The organism is Candidatus Epulonipiscium viviparus, from assembly GCF_000171335.1.
GTDB classification, from domain to species: Bacteria; Bacillota; Clostridia; order Lachnospirales; family Cellulosilyticaceae; genus Epulonipiscioides; species Epulonipiscioides viviparus.
In genome coordinates this window covers 1-16,357 of sequence record NZ_ABEQ01000075.3, presented here as the reverse complement: position 1 = coordinate 16,357, position 16,357 = coordinate 1, and the positions used below count along the sequence as shown (strand labels likewise).

The window sequence follows — 16,357 nt, the reverse complement described above, 5'->3', positions numbered from 1 at the left end:
TATAATATACAAAATTAAACTAAAGAGGTGAAATTTATGACCGAAATGACTCACGTTTTTGTTGGCACTGCGACTGCGTTGGCCCTAACAGCCAACACTCCAGAATCTATTGTTACTGCGTTAATCGGCGGTGCTGTAGGCGGTATAATCAGCGACTTAGAGATTTGGTCAACTCCGCAATCTAGGCGATCACAATTTATGGTTGCTGGACTAGTGGTTATATTATTAATGATTGATTTTTTGTTAAAAGGTTCCATTTGGCACTACAATCAATCTAAGCAATCAACTGCTGCAATGCTTGGAATTATTACCTTTTGTGCCCTGGCAGTGCTCGGCCTATTTAAAAAGAATATTAGGCATTCATTGTTGTCGTTGCTTGTGTCTTCTATTTCAATATTTTTCTTTTGCGCACCAATTTTACCCTCATTCATCGTTGGGTTTATTGCTCATCTAGCTTTAGATATTCTAAACCAGAGTCCAGTCTTCATATTTTATCCTCACCGTCGAGGCATCAATCTAAACCTCTGCGCTCCGGATCGACTCATAAATAAACTATTTCTTATGCTAGGGATTTTGGGTACGCTATATTTTCTGATTTTGTATTAAACTGCTACATACATTAAAAAAAGTCAGGCCGCGTATCACCTGACTTATACTGTCTCTTAAATGTTTTTTTTAAGGCTGTCTTCAGCACCATAAGTGCCAGAACTCATTGCACGTTTAAATCCTATTTTCGAGTTTGCAATATCTTTGGATATTTGTTTTTGTGTTTTTGGACCTTGTGGTTTTTTTGACATAATCGCCCTCCTTATCTAATACTATTAAAAGTATACCCAAAAAATTTAATTATATAACACAGCTGTCAATACTACGGAGGATATCATGTTAATAAAAGACAAATCGTTTTATAAAATGTTACTTGCAATAGCGATACCTATCACACTTCAAAACCTGATCAACGTTGCTGTTGGGATGGCAGACACGCTAATGCTCGGGCAGCTAGGCGAAATAGAGCTCAGCGCATCGGCCCTTAGCAATCAACTATACTTTATATTTTTAATTGTAAACTTTGGTTTGGGCGGCGGCACCTGCATCTTGGTAAGCCAATATTGGGGCAAAAAGGATATCCCAAAAATTCGAACCATTATGGGAATTATGTACAAGGTAAGCATCGCATTGTCTATCATCTTTACGCTTCTCGCATTATGCATACCTCGACAAATTATTTCTATTTTTACAAATGATATTAACGTTATAAACATAGGTGAACAATATTTACGAATAGTTTGCATTGGATACATATTTGCATCAATTTCAAACTGCACTGTTATGGCATTTCGATCTGTTCAAACTGTAAAAATTTCGATTGTAATATATGGTTCTAGTCTATTAGTAAACGTATTTTTTAACTGGCTGTTAATTTTTGGAAATTTAGGAGCCCCCGAATTGGGTGTAATCGGCGCGGCAATTGCAACTGTCATTGCTCGCATCACAGAGTTTATCATCTCAATTATATTTATCAAATTTTTTGACACCAAAATTAAATTACGTTGGGATATTTTTAAAAGAGCCGATAAATCGTTGCTTATAGATTTTATTAAGATTACAAGCCCTGTTGTTGTAAATGAACTTATTTGGTCTGTCGGCAGCGCGACGATGTCTGTAATAGTTGGCAGAATGGGCACCGAGGTTGTTGCCGCCAACAGCATAGCCAACGTCGTCAACCAGTTTATGACCGTCTTTATATACGCCTTATCCAGCTCCGCATCTGTAATTATTGGCAACTCTATCGGCGAGGGTGCATACAAAAAGACCAAGGATGCTTCGTTTACTATACTGTTATCTATCACAGTACTCGCTGTTATTTCTGGTTGCCTCGTTTTCATATCTCGTCCATTTGTCGTGGATTTTTATAATGTTTCTGCAGCAACCAAGAGCTTTGCTATGGATATTATGCTAGTAAACTCAGTCATCATCGTCTTTCAGGCATTGGCAAATACTACTAACGTCGGAATGTTGCGAGCTGGTGGAGATAACACCTTTGTACTCATCAACGACGTAATATTTATGTGGCTGGTAGCGCTCCCACTTGGCTTTGTCAGTGCATTTGTATGGAAACTACCAGTCATCGCTGTATTTTGCATTATTCGTGTCGATGAAGTTTTAAAATCAACTTGCGCGCTAATCAGGCTACTAAGCTTTAAATGGATTAACAACGTAACTCGCGATTAACCTCACAACTAAAAGGAGCCTTCTCTTTCGTTTGCAGAGCTTACAGAAGATATGGCTCCTTGTTTTATTTCCTCAACCTCTTCTTTTTTTGATCTAGCCCTCTCACCTAAGCTTGTTGCAATAGTCACAGCTGCTGCCAAGATCATCGATGCGACCGCTCCTATCACTGCCACCACCAATGCAATCAATCCTCCCAGTACTGCAAATACTATGGATAATCCCACCGATACAATAGCAATMACAGTTGGGGCTGCCGCTATTATTACCAACAACATCACTATTACTTCTAACACTTTCAACTACTCCTTAATAAACTCGTTAAATCTTGATAAAACTTCCTTCTCTCCCAAAATTTGCATAATTACAAACAAGTCTGGCGTATTAATTCGATGCGTCAATGCCACTCTCACGGCACCCGCCACGTCCTGAATCATKCCTTTATACTTTTCTGGATTGCTCTTAAACTCTTTCTTATTTGCACAATAGCCAATCTCTGTCGCAAAATCTTTGAGATGGTTAAACCACTCCTCTTGCGACTGATGCGTATGCACATAGGCTTTCTTATATTCCGCAATGATCTGTCTTGCTTGCTCYATCGTTACGCCTTTAGGCAACTCCGTAGTTGTCTCTTTTGCAAAAATTTTATCAAATAGGTACACAACTTTTTCTCTAACTTCACTCCACTTTGCAAAATCTTTTCGCGGCTTTGCGGTATCCTTGTCAATTGCAAAAAATTTCTTTAGCCCCGCTGCATTAGCGACCGCCAATTCATACATTTCTGGATCATATTTTTTTGCCCATGCAACATATAGCGCATACATCTCGTCTCCACTCATTCTAGAGATGATCTCACGGCTTACATCGTCCAGTTTTAYAATGTCAAATAAAGCTCCACTCTTACTCATCTTATTTAATGCTACAGGAAATTTATGGTAGTCTTTATCTTTATTCTCKGCTCTCCAAACTTCGTAGGTTGAGTTGATGATATTCAGCAAATATTCGATTACGCAAACAACTGGGTAACCTTCCTCGTCGTAGTATGTCACCGCACTTTCTGGGTCTTTACGTTTCGAAAGCTTGCGTTTTGATTTGCCATCCATCTTCATGATTGTTGGAATGTGCGCATATTCTGGACGCTTTAAGCCCAGCACCTCAAATAGCTCCAAATGAATCGGCAGCGACGACAGCCACTCTTCTCCTCGGCTAACTAGTGTGGTCCCCATCAGCGCATCGTCTACAACATGTGCAAAATGATATGTTGGAAGCCCATCTTGCTTTATAATTACCACATCTTGATTATTTTCAGGAAAAGAAGTTTCGCCCTTAATTAGATCAACAAAATGTTCTCTCTCTCCATTGCCTGCAGATTTTAAGCGAACAATATACGGCGTCCCTGCTTCTATCTTTGCAATYGCTTCTTCTGGYGACAAATTTCTATACTTAGCATACTCGCCATAATATCCTGGAGTAATTTTTTTCTCGATCTGATTATTTCTTAGCTCCTCTAGTTCTTCTGGCGTCGCAAAGCATGGATATGCCTTTCCCTGACGCACTAAATCTTTTGCAAATGTTTGGTAGATCTCTTTGCGTTCACTTTGCTTATATGGTCCATAGTTTCCCTTATATGTGGAATCAGTCTCCTGTCCTTCTGCAAAGTCTATTCCATACTTATGCATTGTGGCTATTGTGTCCTCTATTGCCCCCGCAACTTCTCGCTTTTGATCAGTATCTTCAATTCTCAGGAAAAATATGCCATTGCTTAATGCTGCAACTCTCTCGGCCACCAATGCTGCAAACACTCCGCCAATGTGCTGAAATCCTGTTGGGCTTGGAGCGTATCTGGTTACTTGTGCCCCTGCCGGCAAATCTCGTTTAGGGTATTGAAAATCCTCTGGTTTTTTATCTATATTCCCAAACATTATATCTGCTAATTTATTCATGATTTAAAATTCCCTTCTTATAATTCTTCTTTCTTATTTTTATCGTATATAATTTGTAATCCTTTGTGCGTCAAATATTTATCATGGAGATCAATCATATCAGTTTCGCTTTGAATAATTCTGCCAAGGCCTCCTGTAGAAATAATAGTCATGTTGTTACCTAGCGCTTCTTTAGCTTTCTTCACAATATATTCTACCTGGCCAATATACCCATAAACCAGCCCTCCTTGCATACTAGCGACCGTGTTYTTGCAGTCTAAAATACTTTTTGGCTTCTTGATCTCTATAACAGGAAGTTGCGCCGCTCTCTGAGACATCACCTCCGCCGAAATTCCTATTCCTGGCGTAATCAGCCCTCCTATAAATTCTCCCTTTTCGTTGGTAATGTCATATGTCGTGCTGGTTCCAAAATCTATTGCCATACATGGGCCACCATAAATATTGAATGCCGCAACGGAGTTTACTATCCTATCTGCACCTACCGCCCGAGGATTATCCGTTCGTATTGCAATGCCCACTTTTAGGCCTTCCCCAACAATATATGGCATCTTGCCTAGATATCGTATGATGCTATTCTTTAGGCTAAACATCACGTTTGGAACAACAGAGCACACAATTACATCTTCTATATCTTTTACATCTATGCCATTGCTATGAAGCATCTGAATTATAGTTACGCCATACTCATCAGAAGTCCTCGCCTGCTGTGTTGTCATTCTAAAGCTCCAAATCACCTGATCCTTTTTCATTAGTCCCAAAACGATGTGTGTATTTCCTATATCTATTGTAAGTAGCAATGCCTATCTCCCTCTTTTCGTCTTATCTAAAATGATATTTGCTAACTCTTTCTTTGACATTTTTGGAATGAAACTCACGGTGCCATCTCTTTCTATAATTGTTGCAATATTAGTATCGGCACTAAATCCTGCGCCCTCTTCTTTTATATTGTTGGCAACGATGATATCCAAATTTTTTGACTTCAGCTTCTCTGTGGCATTTTCTATTACGTTTTGACTCTCTGCCGCAAATCCAACCAATATCTGATTTTTTTTAGTATCTCCTAAACTCTTTAGAATGTCTGGATTTTTTACCAGCTCCAAAACCAGTTTATCATCACCTTTTTTTATTTTTTCTGCTTGAACTTCTTTTGGCCTAAAGTCTGCTACTGCGGCGGCCTTTATAACCACATCCACATCTGTATAATTCTCATGCACTGCTTTATACATATCTCGCGCCGATATCACCTCCACAACTGTTACCCCTGCTGGTGGCGTTAAATTTGTTGGCCCAGATACTAATATCACTTCCGCTCCTCTATCCTTTGCCATTTCAGCGAGGGCATACCCCATCTTTCCAGTCGAATAATTACTTAGGTATCGCATCGGATCGATTGCTTCGACAGTTCTTCCGGCGGTAATGAGATATTTCTTGCCCAGCAGGTCTTGGTCAACAGCAGGTTTATCGTTTAGATCTTTTATATAGGCAGTAATCTTAACTGCATCTGGTAGTTTGCCAACTCCAAYATCTCCGCAAGCAAGAACTCCGCTATCCGGCTCTATAACCAAATATCCTCTCGACTTTAATACTGCAATGTTCTCTTGTACAACTGGATTTGTATACATATTTGAATTCATTGCTGGCGCCAGAACAACTGTTCCCTTTGTGGCTAATACCATCGTCGTTAAAAAGTCATCTGCAATTCCAGCGCGCAGCTTGGCAATTATGTTCGCTGTGGCTGGTGCAATGAGAATGATTTTCGACTTCTTAGCGATTTCAATGTGTAAAACTTCTCCATCGCCATCTGTCATATCAGTTATAACTGGCTTTCCCGTTATTGTTGCAAATGCCAGCGGTGCTGCAAACTCTGTTGAATTTTTAGTCATCACCACCTGTATTTCGTRYCCCAACTTTTTCAATGCACTTGCAACATCTATCACTTTATATGCTGCAATACCTCCGGTCACTCCAATTGTAATCATAGCCTTCTCCTTTAATAGTTATTTAGCAAATCTATTGGAAAGTTTAAATGATAAATCCCTCTTTTCTCGCAGCTCCCGCAATTTTTTTAATGTGCCCTCTAGAAAATCTCTCTCAAACACTTCTATTTTATCTTTCCATAATTGCTGTTTCAGTTCTTCGTCACAAAAYGAATTGGCCACTATAATAAACTTGGTTCGTTTATACTCCACATTTTGCTTTTTAAAGGCTCCTAAATCTGTTTTKGTTAAATCGATTTCGTGATTAAAACATTTCACACATATTTTTCCACGTCGATGATAGACTATAATATCGCAATATTTTTTTTCGGCATCACTTGGGAGATTTACAGCGTAGCCCGTATGCTTATATAGCTCGCTAATATAATTCACAAATGTGCCCTGATCCATTGTATCGATAATTTCTATATCTGATTTTTCATCAAACATTCGGCTTGCTTTTAATTTTGTAAATATCATAGCCACTAGTAAGGAAACCATCAATACTATTTCTATACCCATTGGCGTAGAATTCATATCTTTGAATATAAACAAATAATATAAGTAACCCGAAATAGTTAATAGCATTATTCTAAAAACTGATACTAGCATTTTTTTCACTCCTTTTTTTGGAGTATTGCCAAATTTAGGATTTTTTATACCATCTTTTATAATAATAGGAGGCAATCATGACTAGATTTTTAATCTCACATTTCATCAAAACTGATACTCACATCCGAGAGCAATACGGAATTTTATCTGGAGCCGTTGGCATTGCTCTAAATATATTACTATTTTTTATGAAGTTAGTGATAGGGCTAATTTCCGGAAGCCTTTCCATCATTGCAGACTCGCTGAATAATTTCTCAGATTTTACCTCTTCYATCATCACTATTGCAGGCTTTAAGATTGCAGCCAAACCCGCAGATGACAAGCACCCCTTTGGCCATGCAAGAGTAGAATATATTTCGGGGCTTATCATATCCTTGTTTATCGTAGCCATCGGATTTCAGATTATCTTTAGCTCCATTCAAGAAATTATATCCGGCGGTACAATCATCATCACTACATCTACATATATCATTTTACTACTCTCTATAACTATAAAATTTTGGCTATATAAATTTAATTCACATCTTGGTGCCGTTATCGCATCTACCACCATCCTTGCTACGGCACAAGATAGCCTAAACGATGTATATGTAAGCTTGGGTATTTTGCTTTCGATCGCTATTTCTGAATACACAGGATTCAACTTGGATGCATACATCGGCTTTGCAGTTGCAGCATTCATCATCTACTCCGGCGCAATGCTAATCAAAGAGACCATCGATCCGCTACTCGGTGCCGCGCCAGACGAGTCACTTGTTGCTACTATCCGAGAAAACATTTTATCTTATGATGGGGTATTGGGAGTTCACGATCTGCTAATTCATTCGTATGGGCCAGATAGAATTTATGTTTCGGCTCATGTTGAGGTCGATTCTAGAGTTGATATCACCACTAGCCACGACTTGGTCGAYGGAATCGAAAACTATTTTATCGATACACTAGGCATCGAAATGGTGATACATCTCGACCCCATTCAAGCTGCAAATTAATATTTGATATGTGTTGTATTTTTTTTAACTTTTGGCTACAATAAAAATAAAACTGATAGGGTGTGAGATATGCAAAAACTTATAGAAGCAAAAAATTTATTGTTTGAATATTATCAAGAAGATGACAACGGCAAAGTTGTGGAAACGATCAAGGCTCTCAACGACTTTTCTATTGATGTTGCATCTGGAGAGTTTTTAGTAATTTTGGGACACAACGGCTCTGGCAAATCCACCTTTGCAAAGCACATCAACGGAATTTTAAAGGCAAAATCTGGTATTTTGGTTGTAGATGGGTTTGATATGGCCGATAATAAAAACATTTTCTCGGTACGCCAAAAYGTGGGAATGGTATTTCAGAATCCCGACAATCAAATCGTGGCAACCATCGTGGAAGAAGACGTTGCTTTTGGCGTCGAAAATCTTGGATTGCCACCGTCYGAGATCCGTTCTCGCGTTGATACCGCATTAGAAACCGTGGGGATGTCGCAATTTAAAAATCGATCTCCTAACCAGCTTTCGGGAGGCCAAAAACAGAAGATTGCYATCGCCGGAATTATTGCTATGCGACCCAAGTGCATCGTGTTTGATGAGGCAACCGCCATGCTAGACCCCACCAGCCGAAAGCATGTAATGGAGACGATGCAAATGCTAAACCGCGAATACGGCATCACCATCATTCACATCACTCATTATATGCAAGAGGCAATCGTGGCTTCTCGCATTGTTGTAATGGACCATGGCAAGCTTTGCTTTGAAGGCACCCCCAAGCAGGTGTTTCAAAATGTAGAGAAACTGAAGCAGATCGGTCTTGATGTTCCCGATGCCACATATTTGGTATACCTACTTAACAAAAAAGGTCTCAACCTAGACCCAACGATTATTACAACCGAGGAGGTGGCTACTGCATTATGTCAACTAAAGCAATCGAAATAATTGATCTCTCTCATATCTACAACCCCGGCACGCCATTCGAAAAGCAATCGCTCTCCAATATCTCTCTTTCTATAGACAAAGGCGATTTCGTTGGGATTATCGGTCACACTGGTTCTGGAAAGTCTACACTTATTCAGATGTTTAATGGCCTCATCACGCCTACATCTGGTACTGTTCTAGTTAATGGCATAGATATCAATGCGGAAGATACTGATAAACGAGCAATACGGCAAAAGGTGGGGCTAGTTTTTCAATACCCAGAGCATCAGCTGTTTGAGCTTACCGTTCTCAAAGATGTGGAATACGGCCCTCACAACCTGGGGCTTTCCGAAGAAGTCATCCAAGAGCGGGTACGCAAATCTCTTCGTGCCGTATCGTTACCCGAAAACCTTTGGGATAACGCACCATTTTCGCTTTCGGGAGGACAAAAGCGTCGCGTCGCTATTGCTGGTGTTATTGCCATGGAGCCCGACATTCTGGTGCTTGACGAACCTACGGCTGGACTAGACCCCAAGGGCCGAGACGATTTATTTATGCAACTAAAACAGATGCATCAAGAACTGGGAATAACTATAATTTTAATTTCGCATAGCATGGAGGATGTGGCAAAATATGCCAAAAAGCTCCTCGTATTGCACAACGGCACCATTGCTTTTACTGGYACTCCGCGAGAAATCTTTACCCACACCAAAGAGCTCGAAGCCATCGGACTTGCTCCTCCACAAATCAAGTATATTGTCAACGAATTGATTACACGCGGATTCCCTCTCGAGAACACTATTTTATCTGTCGAAGAAGCTGCGGATGCGATATTAAAATGTTTATAGGCAACAAAAGCTTCCGCTGTTATAGGGAAGCCTCTCAAATCAACTTAATCAAACAGCCCCATCAGTTCCTCCTGCGATAGGCTACTTATCATCTTATTCTCATTTGACAAAATACTTTCGCTAAGCAATGCTTTCGAATCCTGCAGTTGTTTTATCTTTTCCTCAATTGTATTCTTTGCTATCAACTTAAATACTTGTACGGTATTCTTCTGACCCATTCTGTATGCTCTGTCTGTTGCCTGATTTTGCGCGGATAAGTTCCACCATGGATCGTAGTGTATCACGATATCTGCTGCTGTCAAATTTAAGCCTACCCCACCTGCTTTTAATGATATTAGAAATACTTGCATATCTCCTTCGTTAAACTCTTCGACCATCTTCATCCGATCTTTTGGTCGCACATCTCCYCTAAGCGTGTTGTGTCTAATCATTTTCTCATGCAACTTTTGCGATATCATCGCTAGCATCGAGGTAAATTGTGAAAACAATAATACTTTGTGCCCCGCTTCCACGCAATCTTGAATTATCTCTAACGCACTTTCCAGCTTTGCGCTACCTCCAAAATAATCTTCCAAAAACATACTCGGATGCGCGCATATTTGTCGTAATCGCATCAGTGCGGCTAGCATTTTGATAGTATTCTTCTCACGCGAATCTTCCGCTATTTCTGCCATAAGCTCTTTCTTTGCCGATGCCGCGTGAGAAACATAAACCGCTTCTTGCTGCGGTGTCAACTTCGTATATATCGTTGTTTCTATTTTTTCTGGCAACTCCGAGAGTACATCTTTTTTCATTCTCCGCAATATAAATGGTGATATCATATATCTTAGCTTATCCGCGGCATAATCTTCTTCATTTCTGATCGGTATCTCTAGCTTTTGCCTAAATTCTTTTTCGGAATACAAATATCCTGGCATAATAAAGTCAAAGATGCTCCACAGCTCCATCAGCGAGTTTTCTATTGGTGTACCCGTCAACGCCATTCTCTTTGCGGCAACAACTCTTTTGACCGCTTTTGCATTCTGTGTTGCACTATTTTTAATATAATGAGCCTCATCCAATACGCAATATTCAAATTGYAGTTGCTCATATAGCTCTATATCTCTCTTTATCGAGTCRTACGACGTAACTACAATATTTACATCTGCTAGATCCTTTAGCAACTCCGATCTTGCTTTTGCATTGCCAACTACCATCTTCAGCTTTAGCTGCGGCGCAAATTTTGATACCTCTTTTTCCCAATTTAGCACAAGCGATGTCGGGCAAACCACTAGCGAAATCGCATCTTTTGGAAGCGTTAAAAATACAGCTATCATCTGAAGAGTTTTTCCAAGCCCCATGTCATCTGCTAGTATTCCACCAAAATTATATTTGCCAAGTGTCATAATAAAGTTATATCCAACTATCTGRTAATCACGCACCACATGTGCAATAGGCGCTGGCACCTCCACTTCACTGGTCTCCTCAAAATCCTTCGAAATTTGTATAAATTCATCATCCACATCTTTGGACTTATCCTTTAATAGCTCATTTAAATATAAGGCTCTATGCTTAGAAATTCTAAATTCCTCTTCGCCTTCCAAGTCTATCTCCAGCTCCTGAATTACTTTGTCAAGCTCTGCAGCCTCTTCTCCTGTAATATCAATAAATTCACCACTCTTGAGTTTATAATATTTCTTCTTTGCGCGATATGAGGCTAGCAAGAGCGAAATCTCCTCTTTGGGAATGCCTGTCTCTTCTATGCTTATATCTATCCAATTGGTTTTAGTTTTAATTTTTATATTTGCGCTGCCCACTTTTTTAATCTGCTTCGACCGCAACGCGCTACTCACGAATATCTCGCAAAAACGAGCAAAGTCTTCTACTCCAGATAGCAAAAAATTAAATACATCCTCATCTTCTGCTATCACAAAAAATTCATCTTTTAGCTTAAAATTATATCTGCTTAGCAGTGATTTAATATACCTTTCCTTAAATATATCTCTTGTTATCTCCTGCGGAATTTCGTCTTTGCCAATATTAAAGATGCGCTCATTATACTCATACTCGATCTTTGCTTCAATCTCATTAGCAGATGTCAGGTCTAGATAGACTCTTGCAATTAGTGGCTGTGAAATAAGCCTTTCTGGCAAGTCCAATGTTAAATTTTTTATCGCCGGACCTAGCAATTGCGTTAGCACTGGTAGATAGTTTGCCTCAAACGTTAACGTATAATATCTCTGCGCTAGTAGCGTATCAACCAACGGCTTAATCTTTTTCCTAAATTTGTCATCTACTCTAAACAGCTCCCCTTTCATAATAATAAATTTTTCGTTATATATATAATGCAAGGTCTCTATCTCCAAGCATCGAAGGCAAAATGATTCTCCCGCAGCTGCAATCACAAAGGATAACTCCGGAGCCGTATCGTGCCAACATTGCGTATTCTTTTTATAGTATAGCTCAAACAGCTTCTCCATTGCGGCTTCATTTAGCAACGCTTTGTCTCCTTCATATTCCAAAAATTCGCCATCCTTTATGATCTTTGCCAATGCGGCCGACTTTGCTGTAAAATTATTTATTGCAAGCAATAGATTTGTGCTCCTACCAAAAGCGCGTCTAAATCCATATCTAATATCTGCTCCCATCTCGGCGATATTTTTAACCGTAAACATTTTGTTATGACCTACCTTAAGTTGTACATACACTCCTTTATAATTTTTCGTATCTAATACAAATATCGGCTCTACCGTTATCGCGTCGGAGTCTCTGCGATATTGTTCCAGATCATAAATCGTATCTGCATACATTTGGATCAACGAGTTCAATGCGGCGTTATCACCAAACTCGGCTTCTTCGGCAGTTTTAAATTTTATATCTGCTGTATTGGCCATATATCCCAAAACCAACGCCACTGAGTGTTTACACATTCCTGGATAAATTTTACTATCAATACACGTACACCGACTCTCCACTATGCTTGTAAGTGAATTACCCAGTGTTACTACTGCGTTTTCATTGTCTACATATCCCGATAAAATCAGATTTTCGCCATCAATCTCTTTTACCACTGCCGAAACTTTGTTGTTGTTAAATACTTGCAACCCCTTATGATAAACCACTATGTTGGCCGCACTCTTCTTAATTACGCTATTGTCCATTCAACTTTACCTTTCTATTAAACAGAACAAGCCGTTTTTTTCAAGCTCATCCTTAATTTTTAATTTATCTTGAGACTTAATTTCAATAAAATTTTGATGCTGCGCAACCATGCTTTTCTTAACTTTCGCGATTTCTAATAGCGCATCTTGCGTTGCCTGATCGCTACATTCTATAACAGTCATGGTGCGAATTTTTATATTTTTTAGATCAGCTTTCCATTTATCAAAAGCCTCCGCTACAATTTGCGGCAAAGGCGATGTTGCTTCTTCTGCTATATATTCATAAATTTTATTGAGATCAATTTTTTGGTCCAAAGCTTTTATAACCATATCAAAATCTAGTTTATATATTGTATTTTCACCGCTTTCAATTTTGGTTGCAATATTATTTAAGGTTTTTTCGTGAGCAAGCTTTTTTTTGCTCGGACCCAAAATAATATTCAGGTTTTCATCGACAATCAAGTCGTTTTGAATCAACTTTACCCCTGTGCTATCAACCAGCTCTTCTGATGCGCCAATTATAAAAGCTCCTATTGCAGTCAATTTTACAAATTTGGGAGTAAAAATATGCTTAATCTCGGGGCTATTCTCTACTTCTTCTATCTGATAGACTACATCAACAATTCCCAAATTTACAAAGTAGTTCATAATGCAAACATCAATAAACCTTTTTTCGAACTTGTTCCAATTATCAACCAATTGATTATTATGCCATGAATTTTTGTTTTTGATATACACAAAACCGGTATCATCTTCCAAAAATTTCCTTCTCGCCTTGCACAGGGTATCATTAATATCTGCAATATCAATCCATTCATTTTGAGGAAGGTATTTTAGAGTTGTCACCAAATAATGCCTAGCCCGAATCAGATTTGTTTTCATAGTAACAAACTCTGTCTCCGGAATATCAAAAATTTCGTATATCTGCTGACTATTCATATACGCATCATATAAAAATATCATCTGTTCCTCAACAGGATATCGCTTAAACTCCCGCGCTTTGTTTGAGGTACTTATTGTTCTCCAAGCCAACTCCAATAGACCTGCAGATTTCAAAATATTTAGCAAACCCTTTACCTTTCCTTTGTTAATCAAATTTTTGGGAATATTACCCGAGGCTTTGTCTGTGTAATCTATATTTTCTAATACAGAGTTTAACTTTTTCCACGTAATTTTGCTTAAAGAAATTGTATTTGTTGCATTATTTTGTATAATCTCATTTGAAATAAGATTTAATATTGCCAACCAATCCTTGGCGGCAAACTGAGTAGTTTCTCTCATAAAAAAAATATCGACTGTTTTTTCCATAATAATAAAAAATCCTTTCATAATTGTATAATGCCAATTTTTGTAGTATAATTATATAAATTTTAACATTTATTGTCAAATTCAGACATTAGAACATATCGAAAGGAAAATTACTATGCGTCTAAGACGAGATAAAAACGCAGCGCCTTTTATAGAGGACTGCAACAAAATTATAAAAAATCCATATGAATATAAAGGTAAATGGCAAGAACTATTTAATAACTCAAACCCTATTCACGTTGAATTTGGAGCCGGGAAAGGTGGATTTATCACAGAACTTTCTAAGGCAAACCCAAATATAAATTATATCGCGGTGGAGAAGGCCGAGACAATCGTGTATAAAGCATTAAAACACGCATCTGATATTTCAGACAATCTATATTTTCTATATTTTGATGTAGATGAATGCATCAACATTTTTGACGCCGGAGAAGTCGAGCGAATCTACCTAAACTTTTCTGATCCTTGGCACAAAAATCGATATAAGAAACGCAGACTTACGCATCGGAATTTTTTGGATAAATATGCCAAAATTTTATCTACTGCCGGTGAAATTCACTTTAAAACAGATAACAAAAAGCTATTTGGATTTTCTATCGAAGAATTTAGTGCGCAAAATTGGCTATTAACAGAAGTTACGCTAGATTTGCATAAGGCAAATGTAGACAATATCATGACCGAATACGAAAAAAAGTTTAGCGAACAAGGACTTACTATAAATCGTTTAGTTGCAACACACAAACAAGCCTGATTGCATATATTGGTAGTAACGCTATTTGAAAGGATGATATCAAATGGATTATGATGAATCAGTAAATCCAAATTTATTACCCCAATCAATTCCTCTATCAGATAAGGCACAGCAACGACAACAACAAAAATCAAAACGAGCCTGGCTCGCTGAACAGCAAAGACATCAAAGAGCAATGGAAAAATTGATCAGACAAGATGCACGAAAATATAGTCAGCAAAATGGACAAAGAACTCCGCCAACAGTACCACAAGGAGATGCTCCCTCAATGGTGAGTAAAAAATTATTATCACAGCAACAACTACAACAACAGCGAGCTCAACAACAATCTCAGATACAATCTCAACAGATGCCACAATCTCAGTCACAGGATCCGCAGATGCCTCAGCCCACCAAAAGCTTTCAATCCAAATCTCCACAGATGCATCAACAATCTCAACCACAGGCTCCGCAGATGCCTCAACAACTTCAGCCTCAGGCTCCGCAGATGCATCAACAATTTCAGCCTCAGGCTCCGCAGATGCATCAACAATTTCAGCCTCAGGCTCCGCAGATGCATCAACAATCTCAGCCTCAGGCTCCGCGAATGCCTCAACAATCTCAGCCTCAGGCTCCGCGAATGCCTCAACAATTTCAGCCACAGGCTCCACAGATGCATCAACAATCTCAGCCACAGGCTCCGCGAATGCATCAACAATCTCAACCTCAGGCTCCGCAGATGCATCAACAATCTCAACCTCAGGCTCCGCGAATGCCTCAACAATCTCAACCTCAGGCTCCGCGAATGCATCAACAATCTCAGCCACAGGCTCCGCAGATGCCTCAACAATTTCAGCCGCAGGCTCCGCAGATGCCTCAACAATCTCAGCCACAGGTTCCGCAGATGCCTCAACAATTTCAGCCTCAGGCTCCGCAGATGCATCAACAATCTCAACCTCAGGCTCCGCGAATGCATCAACAATCTCAACCTCAGGCTCCGCGAATGCCTCAACAATTTCAGCCACAGGCTCCGCAGATGCCTCAACAATTTCAGCCGCAGGCTCCGCGAATGCCTCAACAATCTCAGCCTCAGGCTCCACGAATGCCTCAACAATCTCAACCTCAGGCTCCGCAGATGCCGCAACCCATCAAAAGCTTTCAATCCAAATCTCCGCAGATGCATCAACAATCTCAGCCTCAGGCTCCGCAGATGCCGCAACAATCTCAGCCACAGACTCCGCGAATGCCTCAACAATTTCAGCCACAGGCTCCGCAGATGCATCAACAATCTCAGCCTCAGGCTCCGCAGATGCCGCAGTCAGTTAAAAGCTTCCAATCTAAAACTCCTCAGCAATGGTCCGAAAACTATCTTATACCATCGCCAGCAAATAGTACTCTTGAGTCAATGAACCATCCTGACCAGACCGAGCGCTTAGCATTTCTAACGCAGTATGATCAAAATTATCAATCTCTATATGACAACGACCCTCTGCAAAGATATAATTAAGCGATTTGGCGAATCAAAAGTTTTTTGCGCATCCTTGACAACGATAATTTTTTCGTGTACCTTAATCTAACAGCTCGATACACTCGACTGACACAAGTACGCAGCAGCCTAAACATATCTGTAAGAATATAAAAGTCAGTTTTAAGCAAACATTTTAGGCTCC

The 16,357-nt window shown here is 39.5% G+C and carries 16 protein-coding genes; 7 read left to right on the top strand and 9 right to left on the bottom strand.

The features are described 5' to 3' along the window. Window positions 1-36: 36 nt before the first annotated feature. Entirely contained in the window at window positions 37-606 is a 570-nt protein-coding gene (locus EPU_RS10025) for a metal-dependent hydrolase (RefSeq protein ID WP_010169001.1), read from the top strand. 56 nt (window positions 607-662) lie between these two features. On the opposite strand, the gene EPU_RS14435 is transcribed toward EPU_RS10025, so the two are convergent. Further along, complete coding sequence (locus EPU_RS14435; protein WP_010169000.1) at window positions 663-797, bottom strand: hypothetical protein; 135 nt, start codon at window positions 795-797, stop codon at window positions 663-665. An 85-nt stretch (window positions 798-882) separates the two neighbouring features. Between EPU_RS14435 and EPU_RS10015 the strand changes: the two genes are divergently transcribed. Further along, window positions 883-2,232 (top strand): MATE family efflux transporter, encoded by a 1,350-nt coding sequence (locus EPU_RS10015; RefSeq protein ID WP_010168999.1) that lies wholly within the window; start codon window positions 883-885, stop codon window positions 2,230-2,232. 8 nt (window positions 2,233-2,240) lie between these two features. Here EPU_RS10015 and EPU_RS10010 read toward each other — a convergent pair whose 3' ends face one another. Genes EPU_RS10010 through EPU_RS09990 form a run of 5 tightly spaced genes read right to left on the bottom strand, consistent with a single transcriptional unit; the run spans window position 2,241 to window position 6,760 of the window. Next, a complete protein-coding gene (locus EPU_RS10010; protein ID WP_010168998.1) occupies window positions 2,241-2,525 on the bottom strand; it encodes a hypothetical protein in 285 nt (94 codons plus the stop codon). A gap of 6 nt (window positions 2,526-2,531) precedes the next feature. Continuing rightward, window positions 2,532-4,172: a glutamate--tRNA ligase gene (gene gltX, locus EPU_RS10005; RefSeq protein WP_010168997.1), complete on the bottom strand. Its 1,641-nt coding sequence runs from the start codon at window positions 4,170-4,172 to the stop codon at window positions 2,532-2,534. 17 nt (window positions 4,173-4,189) lie between these two features. Continuing rightward, window positions 4,190-4,969, bottom strand: a complete 780-nt coding sequence (locus EPU_RS10000) for a type III pantothenate kinase (RefSeq protein ID WP_029488348.1) — start codon at window positions 4,967-4,969, stop codon at window positions 4,190-4,192. A 3-nt stretch (window positions 4,970-4,972) separates the two neighbouring features. Further along, window positions 4,973-6,151, bottom strand: coding sequence for a bifunctional phosphopantothenoylcysteine decarboxylase/phosphopantothenate--cysteine ligase CoaBC (coaBC, locus tag EPU_RS09995; protein WP_010168995.1), 1,179 nt, complete (start codon window positions 6,149-6,151; stop codon window positions 4,973-4,975). Between the two features lie 18 nt (window positions 6,152-6,169). Continuing rightward, window positions 6,170-6,760, bottom strand: a complete 591-nt coding sequence (locus EPU_RS09990) for a restriction endonuclease (protein WP_029488347.1) — start codon at window positions 6,758-6,760, stop codon at window positions 6,170-6,172. A gap of 77 nt (window positions 6,761-6,837) precedes the next feature. On the opposite strand from EPU_RS09990, the gene EPU_RS09985 reads away from it, so the two are divergent. From EPU_RS09985 to EPU_RS09975, 3 genes are all read left to right on the top strand, one after another. Further along, window positions 6,838-7,749, top strand: coding sequence for a cation diffusion facilitator family transporter (locus tag EPU_RS09985; protein WP_029488346.1), 912 nt, complete (start codon window positions 6,838-6,840; stop codon window positions 7,747-7,749). A 69-nt stretch (window positions 7,750-7,818) separates the two neighbouring features. After that, the gene (locus tag EPU_RS09980; protein ID WP_029488345.1) at window positions 7,819-8,682 is read left to right on the top strand and encodes an energy-coupling factor transporter ATPase; all 864 of its coding nucleotides are present in this window, start codon (window positions 7,819-7,821) and stop codon (window positions 8,680-8,682) included. Further along, entirely contained in the window at window positions 8,658-9,509 is an 852-nt protein-coding gene (locus EPU_RS09975; RefSeq protein ID WP_010168990.1) for an energy-coupling factor transporter ATPase, read from the top strand. The genes EPU_RS09980 and EPU_RS09975 overlap by 25 nt, the downstream gene beginning before the upstream one ends. A 44-nt stretch (window positions 9,510-9,553) precedes the next feature. Here the strand turns inward: EPU_RS09975 and EPU_RS12265 are convergent, their stop codons facing one another. Both EPU_RS12265 and EPU_RS09965 read right to left on the bottom strand, forming a co-directional pair. Continuing rightward, the gene (locus tag EPU_RS12265; protein ID WP_052296509.1) at window positions 9,554-12,649 is read right to left on the bottom strand and encodes a DEAD/DEAH box helicase; all 3,096 of its coding nucleotides are present in this window, start codon (window positions 12,647-12,649) and stop codon (window positions 9,554-9,556) included. Window positions 12,650-12,655: 6 nt separating this feature from the next. Next, window positions 12,656-13,957 (bottom strand): hypothetical protein, encoded by a 1,302-nt coding sequence (locus EPU_RS09965; RefSeq protein ID WP_010168986.1) that lies wholly within the window; start codon window positions 13,955-13,957, stop codon window positions 12,656-12,658. Window positions 13,958-14,072: 115 nt separating this feature from the next. Between EPU_RS09965 and trmB the strand changes: the two genes are divergently transcribed. After that, complete coding sequence (trmB, locus tag EPU_RS09960; protein ID WP_010168984.1) at window positions 14,073-14,708, top strand: tRNA (guanosine(46)-N7)-methyltransferase TrmB; 636 nt, start codon at window positions 14,073-14,075, stop codon at window positions 14,706-14,708. Window positions 14,709-14,896: 188 nt separating this feature from the next. Here the strand turns inward: trmB and EPU_RS12260 are convergent, their stop codons facing one another. Further along, window positions 14,897-15,787, bottom strand: a complete 891-nt coding sequence (locus EPU_RS12260) for a hypothetical protein (RefSeq protein ID WP_010168981.1) — start codon at window positions 15,785-15,787, stop codon at window positions 14,897-14,899. A gap of 2 nt (window positions 15,788-15,789) precedes the next feature. Between EPU_RS12260 and EPU_RS12855 the strand changes: the two genes are divergently transcribed. Continuing rightward, window positions 15,790-16,194, top strand: a complete 405-nt coding sequence (locus EPU_RS12855) for a hypothetical protein (RefSeq protein WP_156778426.1) — start codon at window positions 15,790-15,792, stop codon at window positions 16,192-16,194. Window positions 16,195-16,357: the final 163 nt, after the last annotated feature.

What these genes read in the sequence shown, in the direction of transcription:
- EPU_RS12855 (WP_156778426.1), top strand. Translation starts at nt 15,790, where the DNA reads ATGCCTCAACAATCTCAACCTCAGGCTCCGCAGATGCCGCAACCCATC.
- trmB (WP_010168984.1), top strand. Translation starts at nt 14,073, where the DNA reads ATGCGTCTAAGACGAGATAAAAACGCAGCGCCTTTTATAGAGGACTGC.
- EPU_RS14435 (WP_010169000.1), bottom strand. Translation starts at nt 797, where the DNA reads ATGTCAAAAAAACCACAAGGTCCAAAAACACAAAAACAAATATCCAAA.
- EPU_RS10015 (WP_010168999.1), top strand. Translation starts at nt 883, where the DNA reads ATGTTAATAAAAGACAAATCGTTTTATAAAATGTTACTTGCAATAGCG.
- EPU_RS10025 (WP_010169001.1), top strand. Translation starts at nt 37, where the DNA reads ATGACCGAAATGACTCACGTTTTTGTTGGCACTGCGACTGCGTTGGCC.
- EPU_RS09965 (WP_010168986.1), bottom strand. Translation starts at nt 13,957, where the DNA reads ATGGAAAAAACAGTCGATATTTTTTTTATGAGAGAAACTACTCAGTTT.